At 61.6% G+C, this 14,280-nt stretch carries 12 protein-coding genes; 5 read left to right on the top strand and 7 right to left on the bottom strand.

Going from position 1 to position 14,280, the window contains the following annotated elements:
• Window positions 1-42 precede the first annotated feature (42 nt).
• Window positions 43-1,371 (top strand): IS4 family transposase, encoded by a 1,329-nt coding sequence (locus KY496_RS06960; RefSeq protein WP_005667704.1) that lies wholly within the window; start codon window positions 43-45, stop codon window positions 1,369-1,371.
• A 106-nt stretch (window positions 1,372-1,477) separates the two neighbouring features.
• On the opposite strand, the gene KY496_RS06955 is transcribed toward KY496_RS06960, so the two are convergent.
• The 6 genes from KY496_RS06955 to KY496_RS06930 form a co-directional block, all read right to left on the bottom strand.
• A complete protein-coding gene (locus KY496_RS06955) occupies window positions 1,478-2,326 on the bottom strand; it encodes an IS3 family transposase (protein ID WP_229520521.1) in 849 nt (282 codons plus the stop codon).
• Between the two features lie 11 nt (window positions 2,327-2,337).
• A complete protein-coding gene (locus tag KY496_RS06950) occupies window positions 2,338-2,655 on the bottom strand; it encodes a transposase (RefSeq protein ID WP_005671221.1) in 318 nt (105 codons plus the stop codon).
• 328 nt (window positions 2,656-2,983) lie between these two features.
• Window positions 2,984-3,550 carry a transposase gene (locus tag KY496_RS06945; RefSeq protein WP_229520529.1) on the bottom strand — a complete coding sequence of 189 codons (567 nt, stop codon included), beginning with the start codon at window positions 3,548-3,550 and terminating at the stop codon, window positions 2,984-2,986.
• Window positions 3,551-3,637: 87 nt separating this feature from the next.
• A protein-coding gene (locus tag KY496_RS06940; protein ID WP_229520324.1) for an IS3 family transposase occupies window positions 3,638-5,193 on the bottom strand; the annotation gives its coding sequence in 2 pieces (ribosomal slippage) (window positions 3,638-4,731 and window positions 4,731-5,193; 1,557 coding nt in all).
• A 39-nt stretch (window positions 5,194-5,232) separates the two neighbouring features.
• A complete protein-coding gene (locus KY496_RS06935; RefSeq protein WP_229520454.1) occupies window positions 5,233-5,976 on the bottom strand; it encodes an IS4 family transposase in 744 nt (247 codons plus the stop codon).
• Between the two features lie 189 nt (window positions 5,977-6,165).
• Entirely contained in the window at window positions 6,166-7,014 is an 849-nt protein-coding gene (locus KY496_RS06930) for a pyruvate, water dikinase regulatory protein (protein WP_005667703.1), read from the bottom strand.
• 200 nt (window positions 7,015-7,214) lie between these two features.
• Here KY496_RS06930 and ppsA point away from each other — a divergent pair, with 200 nt between their 5' ends.
• The 4 genes from ppsA (at window position 7,215) to KY496_RS06910 (ending at window position 12,011) form a co-directional block, all read left to right on the top strand.
• On the top strand, window positions 7,215-9,662 hold the full coding sequence (ppsA, locus tag KY496_RS06925) for a phosphoenolpyruvate synthase (protein ID WP_219864327.1): 2,448 nt from the start codon (window positions 7,215-7,217) through the stop codon (window positions 9,660-9,662).
• A gap of 168 nt (window positions 9,663-9,830) precedes the next feature.
• Window positions 9,831-10,259 (top strand): NfeD family protein, encoded by a 429-nt coding sequence (locus KY496_RS06920; protein ID WP_005667700.1) that lies wholly within the window; start codon window positions 9,831-9,833, stop codon window positions 10,257-10,259.
• A gap of 25 nt (window positions 10,260-10,284) precedes the next feature.
• Window positions 10,285-11,205: an SPFH domain-containing protein gene (locus KY496_RS06915; RefSeq protein WP_071362491.1), complete on the top strand. Its 921-nt coding sequence runs from the start codon at window positions 10,285-10,287 to the stop codon at window positions 11,203-11,205.
• Window positions 11,202-12,011 carry an SDR family oxidoreductase gene (locus KY496_RS06910; RefSeq protein ID WP_219864326.1) on the top strand — a complete coding sequence of 270 codons (810 nt, stop codon included), beginning with the start codon at window positions 11,202-11,204 and terminating at the stop codon, window positions 12,009-12,011. The genes KY496_RS06915 and KY496_RS06910 overlap by 4 nt, the downstream gene beginning before the upstream one ends.
• 7 nt (window positions 12,012-12,018) lie before the next feature.
• On the opposite strand, the gene KY496_RS06905 is transcribed toward KY496_RS06910, so the two are convergent.
• Entirely contained in the window at window positions 12,019-14,211 is a 2,193-nt protein-coding gene (locus KY496_RS06905) for a TonB-dependent siderophore receptor (protein ID WP_219864325.1), read from the bottom strand.
• Between the last annotated feature and the right edge of the window lie 69 nt (window positions 14,212-14,280).

Here is a 14,280-nt window from a genome sequence, read left to right as displayed (position 1 = left end):
TTTTTCGTTGTAAACGTGGCTCAGAAATGTTAACTTTCGGCCATGCTTTCTGATGCCATCCCCCTCGTCATTGACCTACCTAATCCTCTTGAGTGGAGCCGCCTTGGCGAGCATCTGCCCTACGAATGGGTGGAAGCTGCGTTAGTAGCGAACGATAAAGCGACTATCCGCTCTCGGCGGTTACCCGCGCAGCAGGTCGTCTGGCTAGTCATTGCTCTGGCGATCTATCGACACCGTTCCGTCAAGGACATTGTCGACTCGCTCGACCTGGCATTGCCCGAGTTGGCAGACCGTTGCATCACCTCCAGCGCGACAACGCAAGCTCGACAACGCTTGGGCTCCGAGCCGCTTGAATGGTTGTTTCACAAGTCGTCGCGGCAGTGGATTGCGCACGATGAAGCGCATTATCTGTTCAAGGGCTTGCATCTGCTTGCCATGGATGGCACGACATTGCGCCTGGCAGATAGCCCAGACAATCGCGAGCACTTTGGTTCTCAAATCTACCCCAACAACAAGGTTGCCAGCTATCCACAAGCACGCGGCGTGACCCTGATGATGATGGAAACCCAACTGATCCGTGATGCCCGTTTTGGACGCTACGACATCAGCGAAACGACGCATGCCCACTCTCTGCTCGAGAGCATTCCTGACGACTCGCTCACTGTGTTTGACCGAGGCTTTCTGTCAGCGCAACTACTATGCAATCTCGTCAACCATGGAACGAATCGACACTTCCTTGTTCCCGCCAAGAGCAACACCAAATGGACTCTAATCCTAGGCACGGACGACGATGGCATCGTGGAAATGATTGTCTCGCCTGCTGCACGCAAAAAAGATCCCGCTCTGCCAGAGACTTGGCGCGTGCGCGCCGTAAGAACACCGGATGACGGATCGGGAAAACAGCGGTACCTGCTTACGTCGCTGATGGATAGCAAGAAGTTCAAGGCGGTTGACTTGATTGCTTGTTATCTCCGACGCTGGCGTATCGAAACAAGTTATAGGGAACTGAAGCAGTCAATGATGGGCTCGGAGTTGACTCTGCGCAGCATGACGGTCAGCGGTACCGAGCAGGAAATCTGGGGGGCGATGATCGCTTATAACCTGATTCGCGTTGAGATCGCCAAGGCCGCGCTGGAAGCCAAATGCGAACCGACGAGCATCAGTTTTACTACTGCCCTGATGACCATCCAGAACGAGTTGATGATGACCGGCCCAGCAACAGCACAAGGGAGGATACCGGAGATGCTTAAGCGCTTACGTGGACGGTTGGTACTCGAACTGAAAGCGCAACGACCCGGACGAAAATTTGACCGCGTCGTTAAGGCAGTAGCTCAACGGTATCCAGAAAAACGGCTATCGAGAAAACCTTAACTTAGCGGCATTAGGGTCAGAGTAGAATTTTTGAGCAATTTCCCAAATTCGGCCGGCAAATAAATAGGGTCGGAGTGAGATGCACCGGATTGGTGGACAGGGTTAATCAGGTACACCTGTGCATTTTTTCCACCTGAGCGGGCGTTCGGTAGCCGAGGGTTTGGTGGAGGCGCTGTTGATTGTAATACACGTCGATGTAATCAGCGATTGCAGCCAATGCTGACTCGTGATTATCGTAGATCGTGTGATGGGTTACTTCGTTCTTCAGGTTCGAAAAGAAGCTCTCTGCCACGGCATTGTCGTGGCAGTTTCCTCGCCTGCTCATGCTTGGTCGCGCCTGCTGATCCTTCAGATAATTTCTGAATATGGCGGAGGCGAACTGCGAGCCTTGATCGGTGTGACAGATCAGACCTGCTTGCGGTTTTTGCTGCTCAAATCCATTCTGCAGCGCTGCGATTGCCAGCTTCGCAGTTTGACTTGCACCGGTGGTCCAGCCGACGACGCGATGTGTGCATAGGTCGATGAATGCGGCCAGATGGAGGGGGCCGTTGCGGGTTGCGATCTGGGTCATGTCGCCTACCCACACCTTGTTTGGCGCCTTCCTGTCGAATGCACGCTTGACCAAGTCATCTGCTGGCGGTTCGAGTTTTTGGTAGGTGCGCATTTTTCTAAAGCGCGCGCTGCGACGCGTCTCAATGCCTGCGATACGACGCAACTTGGCCACGCGATTACGGCCGCAAGGTAGTCCTTCGGCTTGTAGCAGATGCCACATCTTGATCGTGCCAGGAGCATGGCGGTGGGCTTCGTGCAGTTCCTCGATGCGTGAACGCAGCGCCGCATCCTGGCTGCTACGCTTGCTTTCCGGGCGCTCGCGCGATGCATAGCAACCGCTACGGCTGACCTTCAACAAGCGGCACATCATGGCCACCGGATGTACCCCAATGTGCTCATGAATGAATGCGTACTTTACGGCTTGCGTCGCGCAAAGTACGCTTCCGCTTTTTTTAAGATGGTGTTCTCCAGCTTGAGGCGCTCATTTTCACGACGCAGCTTAGCAAGTTCATCTTCTTCCACTCCGGCCGGGCGACCAGGGCCCTTAAATGCCTTGTCAGTACCAGCTTCCTCGAGCCGTTTGGCCCACTTGTACAGCTGATTGCGCGGCACTCCAAGCTCAAGAGCGAGCGCCGTTGCGTTACCTTCCTGCTTGAGTCTGGCGACGGCACGCTTCTTGAAGTCGCTGGTGTGAATGGTGCGCTTTGCAGCTGGGGTCTTAGTGTCATCCATAGGCTCCATTGTCTCCTATTCTGGATGTCCACCAAACCCGGGCTACCTCAGAGTCGAATTATTGGCCAATTACTCAGCGAATAATTAGGGTCGGAGTCGGATTGGCAGCTCAGCCGTCAATATTGTCAAACAATTCGACTCCGACCCTATTTATTATTGGGTAGGTATAGCGCTAACATGTGGGGCGATCATCCTTTGCGGCATCTTATTTCCTGAACGCTCGACCGACGGCGCTAAAACCGCAAAAAATAATCAGGGTCAGAGTAGAATTGCCGAGCAATTCTTCAAAGTTGTCAAACAATTCGACTCTGACCCTAATGCCGCTAAGTTAAGGTTTTCTCGATAGCCGTTTTTCTGGATACCGTTGAGCTACTGCCTTAACGACGCGGTCAAATTTTCGTCCGGGTCGTTGCGCTTTCAGTTCAAGTACCAACCGTCCACGTAAGCGCTTAAGCATCTCCGGTATCCTCCCTTGTGCTGTTGCTGGGCCCGTCATCATCAACTCGTTCTGGATGGTCATCAGGGCAGTAGTAAAACTGATGCTCGTCGGTTCGCATTTCGCTTCCAGCGCGGCCTTGGCGATCTCAACGCGAATCAGGTTATAAGCGATCATCGCCCCCCAGATTTCCTGCTCGGTACCGCTGACCGTCATGCTGCGCAGAGTCAACTCCGAGCCCATCATTGACTGCTTCAGTTCCCTATAACTTGTTTCGATACGCCAGCGTCGGAGATAACAAGCAATCAAGTCAACCGCCTTGAACTTCTTGCTATCCATCAGCGACGTAAGCAGGTACCGCTGTTTTCCCGATCCGTCATCCGGTGTTCTTACGGCGCGCACGCGCCAAGTCTCTGGCAGAGCGGGATCTTTTTTGCGTGCAGCAGGCGAGACAATCATTTCCACGATGCCATCGTCGTCCGTGCCTAGGATTAGAGTCCATTTGGTGTTGCTCTCGGTGTTTGTCAACGTAGTTGTCGCGTCACCTCACGCGACCTGCCGTAGTTCCTCTGGTCGAATCCGTTCCGGATTCAGCCAGACCTGACTATCCAGATTCCAGTTCCTGACATCCCGCGACCAGCGCTGCGGATTACGGTTCTTCGCTTCTCGATATACCTGTTCGCGATACTCCAGAATCGCTTCAGCCTGGCCGCCATGACGTTGTGCCGGCGTCACGAATTTCAGGCCGCTGTGCTTATGCTCCTGGTTGTACCATCGCACAAATTTCTGCGTCCATGCCCGCGCGTCTTCCAGCGTCGCAAACGGCTGGCGCGGGTAGTTCGGTCGATATTTGCAGGTCCTGAATAACGACTCTGCGTAGGCGTTGTCGTTGCTCACACGCGGCCTGCTGAACGACGGTGCAACGCCGAGTTGCTCCAATGTGGCCAGCATGGTCGAGCCCTTCATGGCGCTGCCATTATCCGAGTGCAGTACCAGCGGTCGGCCGGCCAATCCCTCAGCCAGGCTGGCCCTGCGCATCAGCCGCGCCGCCGATTCTGCCGACTCCGCCTCGTGGACTTCGTGACCGACAATCTTGCGGCTGTAGATGTCGAGCACCATGTACCAGTAGTGGTACTTGCCTTTGATCGCAGCCGGCAGCCACGTAATGTCCCAACTCCACACCTGGTTCGGCGCTATGGCGCAATGGCTCGTGACCACGCGCTCACTCGGCTTTTTGGCCTTGCCACGATGGTGCTGCTGCGAGGCCGACTTCAAGACACGGTAGAAGCTCGACTCCGAAGCCACATAGATGCCTCGATCGGCCAGCGTCGGCACGATCTGACTCGGCGGCAGACTGGCAAATTCCTCGCTGTTGGCGACAGCCAGAATCTCGGTACGCTCGTCTTCGGTGAGCTTGTTGGCCGGCTCAGGCCTGACGCTAGTTGGGCGGCTGTCGACGGCTACAGCATCATCTCCGCCCCGCACCCAGCGCTGAAACGTGCGCAGGGTGATGCCGAGTTCACGACAAGCCGGTGACAGCCGGCTGCCTGCAGCTTCGGCTTCACGGATCAACGCAACACATGACAGGCGATCTGGGGCGCTGATCAGTCTTCCTCTTTGTCCCCCCAGATCGCCTGGGCTTTTTTTCGCAGGATCAGCAACGCTGCTGCTTCAGCCAGCGCCTTCTCCTTGCGTTGCAAGTCCTTCTCCAACTGCCGGATCCGCTTCTTGTCTTCCTTCGACTGGACCTGCTGCGCCCGGGTTTGCTGCACCACGCTCACGTTGGCGGCCATACATGCGGCTCGCCAGGTGGCGATCTGCTCCGCAAACAGCCCCTTCCGACGGCAATATTCCGACAGTTCGCTCTCGTTCAACGCAGCCGTTTCCAGCACGACAGCGAACTTGTCCTCTGAGGTCCATTCCTCAGCATTTTTCCCACTACCTGGCACCGGCATTCCTTGATTACGAAGTTGACGGCGCCAAGTATAAAGCGTCTGTTCGGTGATCCCACTCTCACGGGCCAGTTCCGACACCACGCGGTTCTGGGGCGGCATCATCTGCCGTAACAACGCCTCTTTTCGTTCTGCTGGATACTGCTTCACACGTTCTCTCTTGCCCGTCCCCGGTATGGCTTTACTCAATCACGTGACGCGACAACTATTCTGACACCGGGGGCTCTTGGCGGGAACAAGGAAGTGTCGATTCGTTCCATGGTTGACGAGATTGCATAGTAGTTGCGCTGACAGAAAGCCTCGGTCAAACACAGTGAGCGAGTCGTCAGGAATGCTCTCGAGCAGAGAGTGGGCATGCGTCGTTTCGCTGATGTCGTAGCGTCCAAAACGGGCATCACGGATCAGTTGGGTTTCCATCATCATCAGGGTCACGCCGCGTGCTTGTGGATAGCTGGCAACCTTGTTGTTGGGGTAGATTTGAGAACCAAAGTGCTCGCGATTGTCTGGGCTATCTGCCAGGCGCAATGTCGTGCCATCCATGGCAAGCAGATGCAAGCCCTTGAACAGATAATGCGCTTCATCGTGCGCAATCCACTGCCGCGACGACTTGTGAAACAACCATTCAAGCGGCTCGGAGCCCAAGCGTTGTCGAGCTTGCGTTGTCGCGCTGGAGGTGATGCAACGGTCTGCCAACTCGGGCAATGCCAGGTCGAGCGAGTCGACAATGTCCTTGACGGAACGGTGTCGATAGATCGCCAGAGCAATGACTAGCCAGACGACCTGCTGCGCGGGTAACCGCCGAGAGCGGATAGTCGCTTTATCGTTCGCTACTAACGCAGCTTCCACCCATTCGTAGGGCAGATGTTCGCCAAGGCGGCTCCACTCAAGAGGATTAGGTAGGTCAATGACGAGGGGGATGGCATCAGAAAGCATGGCCGAAAGTTAACATTTCTGAGCCACGTTTACAACGAAAAAATGCCGCAAAGATCGTTAACTTAGCGGCATTAGACTCTGACCCTGATTAATGTGCACGAGCTTTTAGGCAAGCCGCGGATGGCTTGTGCAGAATTAATGGGCGCACAATAAGCTTTCCCGATAATTCGACTCCGACCCTCGGTGGAGTCAGTACTCGCGGCGGTCGGGTTTGATTTCCTGGAGGATGGTGGTCGCGATTTCTTCGATGGATTTCGTTGTCGACGAGAGCCAGCGGATGCCTTCGCGGCGCATCAGGTGTTCGGCTTCGTTGACTTCGTAACGGCAGTTTTCCAGTGAGGCGTATTTGCTGCCGGCGCGGCGCTCGTTGCGGATTTGCGAGAGGCGCTCGGGGGTGATCGTCAGGCCGAACAGCTTTGCCTTGAATGGCGGCAGCGAACTCGGCAGCTTGCCGCGTTCGAAGTCGTCGGGAATCAGCGGATAGTTCGCGGCCTTCAGGCCGTATTGCATCGCCAGGTACAGGCTCGTCGGCGTTTTGCCGGAACGCGAGACGCCGACCAGGATCACGTCGGCCTCGGCCAGGTTCTTGTGCGATTGGCCGTCGTCATGCGCCAACGAGAAATTGATCGCTTCGATACGGTTCTTGTATTCCTCGGTGTCCACCGCATTGTGGATGCGCCCGATCGTGTGCGTGGACTTGACGTCCAGTTCCTGCTCGAGCGGCGCGACGAAGGTCTGGAACAAGTCCATGTGCATGCCGTTCGCCGAGCGGATCACGCTCGACAGGTCGTGCTTCACCAGGGTCGAGAACACGATCGGCCGCTGGCCGTGCAGCGCGAAGCTCTCGTTGATGCGGCGCGCGGCGTCGTGCGCCTTTTCGATCGAATCCACGAACGGCAGGCGGATCTGGCGGAAACGCAGGTCGAACTGGCTCAACACGGCGTGACCGAAGGTCTCCGCCGTGATGCCGGTGCCGTCGGAAACAAAGAAGACGGTGCGCGAGGCGGTGACTGGGGAAGGCAGGGAATCGTCGGTCATGATGGCTGGATCGGTATGCTTTGCTGACAAAGTAACATCAAAAGTGCGCTGCACTTCACCCTGTCGCGGGGTAAAATGCTCGGCAACGGGTTTTGCATTGTGCTGCACGCGGGCCAGAATAACAAGAATACGTCCAGACGCCCCCGCTTCCGGCACCAATGCGCCAACAGCTTTCCATCATCAAGTAAGGGTGTTTTATCATGACCAACCTAGCTACTCCTGCATTGAAGCCCGACGCAGTGAATCCCGACGATTCGAATCGCGTCTACGTGGCCTCGTTCGAGGACCTGCGCATGACCGACGTCGAGTCGGTCGGCGGCAAGAACGCCTCGCTCGGCGAGATGATCAGCCAGCTGGCCGGCGCCGGCGTGCGCGTGCCGACCGGCTTCGCCACCACCGCCGACGCCTTCCGCGACTTCCTCGACCACAGTGCCGACGGTGGCCCGTCGCTGGGCCAGCGCATCGCGACCCGCCTCGAGAACCTGGACGTCGACGACGTGCGCGCGCTGGCGGCCGCCGGCGCCGAGATTCGCGGCTGGATCGTCGAGACCCCGTTCCAGCCACGCCTGGAACAGGAAATCCGTTCGTTCTACGAACGCCTGGTGGCCGGCTCGGAAACCGAAGTGTCGTTCGCCGTGCGCTCCTCGGCCACCGCCGAAGACCTGCCGGACGCCTCGTTCGCCGGCCAGCAGGAATCGTTCCTGAACGTGGTCGGCATCGACAACGTGTTGGAGGCGATGAAGCACGTGTTCGCCTCGCTCTACAACGACCGCGCGATCTCGTACCGCGTGCACAAGGGCTTCACCCACGCCGAGGTCGCGCTGTCGGCCGGCGTGCAGCGCATGGTGCGTTCCGACACCGGCGCCTCGGGCGTGATGTTCACCATCGACACCGAATCGGGCTTCAAGGACGTGGTGTTCATCACCTCGAGCTACGGCCTGGGCGAGACCGTGGTGCAGGGCGCGGTCAATCCCGACGAGTTCTACGTCCACAAGCCGATGCTGGCCCAGGGCAAGTCGGCGGTCATCCGCCGCAATATCGGCTCCAAGCTGATCAAGATGGAGTTCACCAACGAAGCCAAGGCCGGCCGCTCGGTCAAGACCGTCGACGTGCCGATCGAGCTGCGCAACCGCTATTCGCTGGTCGAGGAAGAAGTCATCGAGCTGGCCAAGTACGCGATGATCATCGAGAACCACTACGGCCGTCCGATGGACATCGAGTGGGGCAAGGATGGCCGCGACGGCAAGCTGTACATCCTGCAGGCGCGTCCGGAAACCGTGAAGTCGCAGCAGAAGGCCACCGACGCCCAGCAGCGCTTCCAGCTCAAGGGCACCGGCACCGTGCTGACCCACGGCCGCGCGATCGGCCAGAAGATCGGCGCCGGCCCGGTGCGCGTCATCACCGATCCGTCGGAGATGGAACGCGTGCAGCCGGGCGACGTGCTGGTGGCCGACATGACCGACCCGAACTGGGAGCCGGTCATGAAGCGCGCCTCGGCGATCGTCACCAACCGCGGCGGGCGCACCTGCCACGCGGCGATCATCGCCCGTGAGCTGGGCGTGCCGGCGGTGGTCGGCTGCGGCGACGCGACCGACGTGCTCAAGGACGGCACCCTGGTCACCGTGTCCTGCGCCGAAGGCGACGAAGGCATGATCTACGACGGCCTGCTGGAAACCGAGGTCACCGAAGTCTCGCGCGGCGAACTGCCGCCGATCAAGACCAAGATCATGCTCAACGTCGGCAACCCGCAGCTGGCATTCGACTTCCAGTCGGTGCCCAACAACGGCGTCGGCCTGGCCAGGCTCGAGTTCATCATCAACAACAATATCGGCGTGCACCCGAAGGCCATCCTCGAGTACCCGAACATCGACGCCGACCTGAAAAAAGCGGTGGAGTCGGTGGCCCGTGGCCACGCCTCGCCGCGCGCCTTCTACGTCGACAAGCTGGTCGAAGGCGTGGCCACCATCGCCGCCGCGTTCTGGCCGAAGCCGGTGATCGTGCGCCTGTCCGACTTCAAGTCGAACGAGTACAAGAAGCTGATCGGCGGTTCGCGCTACGAGCCGGACGAAGAGAACCCGATGCTGGGCTTCCGCGGCGCCGCGCGCTACCTGGCCGAGGACTTCGCCGAATCGTTCGCGATGGAATGCGCGGCCATGAAGCGCGTGCGCAACGAGATGGGCCTGACCAACGTCGAGCTGATGGTGCCGTTCGTGCGCACCCTGGGCCAGGCCGAGAAGGTCGTCGACCTGCTGGCCAAGAATGGCCTGAAGCGCGGCGAGAACGGCCTGCGCCTGATCATGATGTGCGAGGTGCCGTCCAACGCCATCCTGGCCGAGCAGTTCCTGCAGTACTTCGACGGCTTCTCGATCGGCTCCAACGACCTGACCCAGCTCACCCTGGGCCTGGACCGCGACTCCGGCATGGAGCTCTTGGCCAAGGACTTCGACGAGCGCGACCCGGCGGTCAAGGCGATGCTGTCGCTGGCGATCAAGGCCTGCCTCAAGCAGGGCAAGTACGTCGGCATCTGCGGCCAGGGTCCGTCGGACAACCCGGACTTCGCCGAATGGCTGGTGGGCGAGGGCATCGAGTCGATGTCGCTCAACCCGGACTCGGTGATCGAGACCTGGCAGAAGCTGGCCGGGGCCTGATCTCCGACATTCCCCGTCGAGGGCCGCCAGTGCTACACTGGCGGGAATGATCGCTTTCCAAGCCCTCACGACCAGCCGCCGCAGCCCACCGCGCGGTCATGCGAACCCTCGCTACCCACTTCGGGTAGCGAGGGTTTTTTCATTCCATGACAAGAAGGAGACCCCGACATGTCCGACTGGACGTACTGGCTCATCGGCGCCGGCATCCTGATCGTCGCCGAGCTGTTCATCGGCACCTTCTACCTGTTGATGATCGCCGTCGGCCTCCTGTGCGGCGCCGGCGTCGCCTGGCTGGGCGCCAGCGGCCCGCAGCAGACGCTGGCGGCGGCGCTCGTCGGCATCGGCGCCACCATGATCCTGCGCCGCACCCGCTACGCGCGGCACGGACGCGGCCAGGCCGCGAACGACCCCAGCATCAACCTCGACATCGGCCAGCGCGTCACCGTGCCGCAGTGGCAGGAGCGGCGCGCGCGCGTCATGTACCGCGGCGCGCTGTGGGACGTCGAGCTGCGCGCCGGCCTGGAGCCGGAGCCGGGCGACTTCGAGATCGTCGAGGTCCAGGGCAACCGCCTGATCGTCGCGCGCCGCCAGGCCTAGAACAATCACAACAGGAGGGATGCACATGGAACTGTCTTTCAGCGTGGTCGCGATCGTGATCTTCGCCATTGCCCTGGTCTTCGTGTTCAAGACCATCAACGTGGTGCCGCAGCAGAACGCCTGGGTGGTCGAGCGGCTCGGCAAATACCACGCCACCCTGGCCCCCGGCCTGAACATCGTGGTGCCCTTCGTCGACCGCATCGCCTACAAGCACAGCCTGAAGGAGATCCCCCTCGACGTGCCGCCCCAGGTCTGCATCACGCGCGACAATACCCAGCTGCACGTGGACGGCATCCTGTATTTCCAGGTGACCGACGCCATGCGCGCCTCCTACGGCTCGTCGAACTACATCCAGGCCATCACGCAACTGGCCCAGACCACCCTGCGCTCGGTGATCGGCCGCATGGAGCTCGACAAGACCTTCGAGGAGCGCGACCTGATCAACACCCACATCGTGAACGCGATCGACGAGTCGGCCGCCAACTGGGGCGTCAAGGTGCTGCGCTACGAGATCAAGGACCTGACGCCGCCGGCCGAGATCCTGCTGGCGATGCAGGCCCAGATCACGGCCGAGCGCGAGAAACGCGCGCTGATCGCGGCCTCGGAAGGCCGGCGCCAGGAGCAGATCAACATCGCCAGCGGCGAGCGCGAGGCGGCCATCGCGCGCTCCGAGGGCGAGAAGCAGGCCGAGATCAACCGCGCCATGGGCGAGGCGGCCGCCATCGTGGCGCTGGCCGACGCCAGCGCATCGGCGCTGCGCCAGGTGGGCGAGGCAATCGCTTCGCCAGGCGGCATGGATGCGGTCAGCCTGCGCGTGGCCGAGCACTACGTGGACGCGTTCGCGAACCTGGCCAAGACCAACAACACCCTGATCGTGCCGGCCAACCTGGGCGATATGAGCACCGTGATCGCCAGCGCGCTGCAGATCGTGAAGGCGCAGAAATGAGCCGGGTCATCGTCATCACCGGCGGCTCGGACGGCATCGGCGCCGAAATGGCGCGCCAGCTCGCGGCCCGGCACGGCGCCGGGGTCAAGCTCGTGCTGGCAGCGCGCAACCAGGGGCCGCTCGACCTGGTCGCCGGCCAGTGCCAGGCGCTGGGCGCCGACACGCTCACGGTGGCCTTCGACGCCGGCTGCCAGGACGATTGCCTGCGCCTGATCGCACGGGCGACGGAACGCTTCGGCCGCATCGATGTCCTGGTCAACAACGCCGGCCGTTCGGCGCACGCCCTGTTCGAAGAGGTCGAGAGCCTGGCCTGGTACGAAGAGCTGATGCGTGTGAACCTGTGGGGCAGCGTCTGGTGCACCCAGGCCGCGCTGCCACACCTGAAGGCGAGCCGCGGCGCCATCGTGGCCGTGTCGTCGCTGGCCGGCCTGGTCGGCGTGCCGGGACGCACCGCGTATTGCGCCACCAAGTTCGCGATGAGCGGCTTCTTCGAAGCGCTGCGGGTCGAACTGAAGGAGGCGGGCGTCAGCGTGACCACCGCCTATCCGGGCGTGGTGGCCACGCGCATCCGCTACCGCGGTTTCAACGCCAGGGGAGAAGAGGCCGGCGCCAGCGCGCTCAGGGAAGAGAAGGCGATGCCGGTGGAGGAGTGCGCGCGCCTGATCGTCAAGGCGATGGAGGCGCGCCAGCGCGAGGTGGTGATGACGGCGCAGGGCAGGATCGGGCGCTGGCTCAAGCTGATCGCGCCCGGCCTGGTTGACAGGATGGCGCTGGCCGCCGTGAAGGACGACCTGCGCCTGCCATGAATTCGGTTCAGAATCCGACCGTCGCCGACACCACCACGCTGCGCGGCGCCGCCAGCACCAGGTAGCCCGCGCCCGGATAACCGCCGGCCGAGGCCCAGTAATTCTTGTCCGTGACATTGTCCACGCGCGCGCGCAGTGTCAGGTCGCGGTCCATGAAGCGGGTGTTCCAGGTCGCGCCCAGGTCCAGGCGGGTCCACGACGGCAGCTTCTGCAGATTGGCGCCGTCGGCATACTGCTTCGAGGTGTACACGGTGCGCGCGTTCAGCGACAGGCCGTCCACGCCCGGTACCATCCAGTCGGCGCCGATGTTGAGCTGCGTTTGCGGCACGCCGATCGCGTCCTTGCCCTGGTTCACGCCGCCGGCCGTCACACGCTGCTCGGCGTCGATCAGGGTCAGGCCGCCCAGCAGCTTCAGGCCGCGCACCGGATTGCCGAACACCGACAGCTCGAGGCCGCGATTGCGCTGCTCGCCGAACACGCCGAACACGCGGTTCTCGACGTAGGCGCTCGGCTGGCTGGTCGAGAACACGGCCGCGGTCAGGCCGTAGCGGCCGCTGTCGTACTTGACGCCCGCTTCACGCTGGCGCGCGACGTAAGGCGCGAAGATCTCGCCCTGGTTGACGATGTCGGTGCCCGAGGCGACCGGGCCGCGCTGCAGGCCTTCGCTGTAGTTGGCATACAGCGACAGGTCCTTGCGCGGCTTGTAGACGATGGCGGCGAACGGCGTGTTCTTGCTCGATTCGTAGCCCGAATTCTCCAGCCCGGTGTTGTAGTCGTAGCCGAAGTCCTTGATGCGCTGGTGGCGCAGGCCGACATTGACCAGCACCTTGTCGTCCATGAACGACATGGTGTCGGCGATCGCCAGGCCCGACAGGATGGTCTTGGAGGTCACCAGCGGATCGTTCATGTCGCCGCCGGTGAAGAAGGTCGACGACGGCGCCGCCACGTCGCGCGGGCGGTACAGGTTCGACGCGAAGCCGGCGAAATCGGACATGCCATAGGCATTGCGCGACTTGGAATGGAAGCCCGAGGCCGATGCGCTCAGCACGTGCTTGACGAAGCCCGTGCGCAGTGAGCCGCGCACGCCCACTTCGCCGGTGCGCACCTGGTCCTTGCGGATATTATCGAAGCGGCTCATGGTGGCGTCGCCATCGACGGCGTTGACGTCGATGCCGGCCAGGATGTTGAATTCCTGGCCGTTGCGCAGGCCGGCCGCCGCCCACGCGACCGCGTCGGCGCCCAGGTCGACCTCGGCGCGCACGGTGCCGAAGGTATGGCGTTCGTTCGAGATGGTCCACGGCTGGGCGAAGTTGTGGCTCGCATCCGGCGCCGCGATCATCGGCAGGCCGGCGGCCAGGTCGACGCTCGGACGGGCATTGGTCAGCTGGTGGTCCTGCGCGCCGACGTCGGCCGACAGGCGGTAGCCGCGGCCGCGGTAGTCGACGCCGATCGAGTACACGGACAGTTCGCGTTCTTCGCGGTCGACCGCGGTGTCGCCGTTGCGGTGCGCCACGTTGACGCGCACGCTGGCGCGGCCTTCCTCGCCGAAGCGGCGGCCCAGGTCGATCGCGCCATAGCCCTGGCCGCCGGTCTCGACGCCCACGGTGACTTCGCTCAGTTCCTGGTTCGGGGCGCGCTTGGGCAGGATGTTGATCGAGCCGCCGATGCTGCCGCCGGCCGGCGCCGCGCCGTTGATGAAGCTGTGCGCGCCGCGCAGCACCTCCACCCGTTCCATCAGCTCGGTCGCCACGAACTGGCGCGGCAGCAGTCCGTACAGGCCGTTATACGCCGTGTCGTCCGAGCCGACCGCGAAGCCGCGGATCATGTACAGCTCCTGGTAATTGCCGAAGCCGCGCGCCACCCGCACCGACGGATCGTTCTGCACCACGTCGGCCACGCTGCGCGCCTGCTGGTCCTGGATCAGCGCATGGGTGTAGTTGGTGCTGTTGAACGGGGTGTCCATGATGTCGACGTTGCCCAGCAGGCCCAGGCGACCGCCGCGCGCCACCTGGCCGCCGGCATACGCGGCCGGCAGACCCTGGGCCGAGGCATCGGCCGATGCGGTCACGACCACGGTCGAGATCTTCTCGTCGGCTGGCGATTCGGCCTGCTGGGCGAACGCGGTGCTGGAGACGAAGAGGGCGGCGGCCAGCGCGACCGGGGTCGGGCTCAGTTTCAAGGTCGGGCGGAGGGTGTCCATGTGTCTTGCTCTTTTTATGCGTTAAAAGTAACGCGCATTCTATGCCTGATGCTTGCATCTGTAAATGAG

Source organism: Massilia sp. NP310, from assembly GCF_019443485.1.
In the GTDB taxonomy this organism is placed as follows: domain Bacteria; phylum Pseudomonadota; class Gammaproteobacteria; order Burkholderiales; family Burkholderiaceae_D; genus Telluria; species Telluria timonae.
Note: the sequence above shows the minus strand (reverse complement) of the source record. Positions and strands in the feature narration are given on the sequence as shown.

What these genes read in the sequence shown, in the direction of transcription:
- ppsA (WP_219864327.1), top strand. Translation starts at nt 7,215, where the DNA reads ATGACCAACCTAGCTACTCCTGCATTGAAGCCCGACGCAGTGAATCCC.
- KY496_RS06930 (WP_005667703.1), bottom strand. Translation starts at nt 7,014, where the DNA reads ATGACCGACGATTCCCTGCCTTCCCCAGTCACCGCCTCGCGCACCGTC.
- KY496_RS06950 (WP_005671221.1), bottom strand. Translation starts at nt 2,655, where the DNA reads ATGGATGACACTAAGACCCCAGCTGCAAAGCGCACCATTCACACCAGC.
- KY496_RS06915 (WP_071362491.1), top strand. Translation starts at nt 10,285, where the DNA reads ATGGAACTGTCTTTCAGCGTGGTCGCGATCGTGATCTTCGCCATTGCC.
- KY496_RS06960 (WP_005667704.1), top strand. Translation starts at nt 43, where the DNA reads ATGCTTTCTGATGCCATCCCCCTCGTCATTGACCTACCTAATCCTCTT.
- KY496_RS06920 (WP_005667700.1), top strand. Translation starts at nt 9,831, where the DNA reads ATGTCCGACTGGACGTACTGGCTCATCGGCGCCGGCATCCTGATCGTC.
- KY496_RS06910 (WP_219864326.1), top strand. Translation starts at nt 11,202, where the DNA reads ATGAGCCGGGTCATCGTCATCACCGGCGGCTCGGACGGCATCGGCGCC.
- KY496_RS06945 (WP_229520529.1), bottom strand. Translation starts at nt 3,550, where the DNA reads ATGATTGTCTCGCCTGCTGCACGCAAAAAAGATCCCGCTCTGCCAGAG.
- KY496_RS06905 (WP_219864325.1), bottom strand. Translation starts at nt 14,211, where the DNA reads ATGGACACCCTCCGCCCGACCTTGAAACTGAGCCCGACCCCGGTCGCG.
- KY496_RS06935 (WP_229520454.1), bottom strand. Translation starts at nt 5,976, where the DNA reads ATGCTTTCTGATGCCATCCCCCTCGTCATTGACCTACCTAATCCTCTT.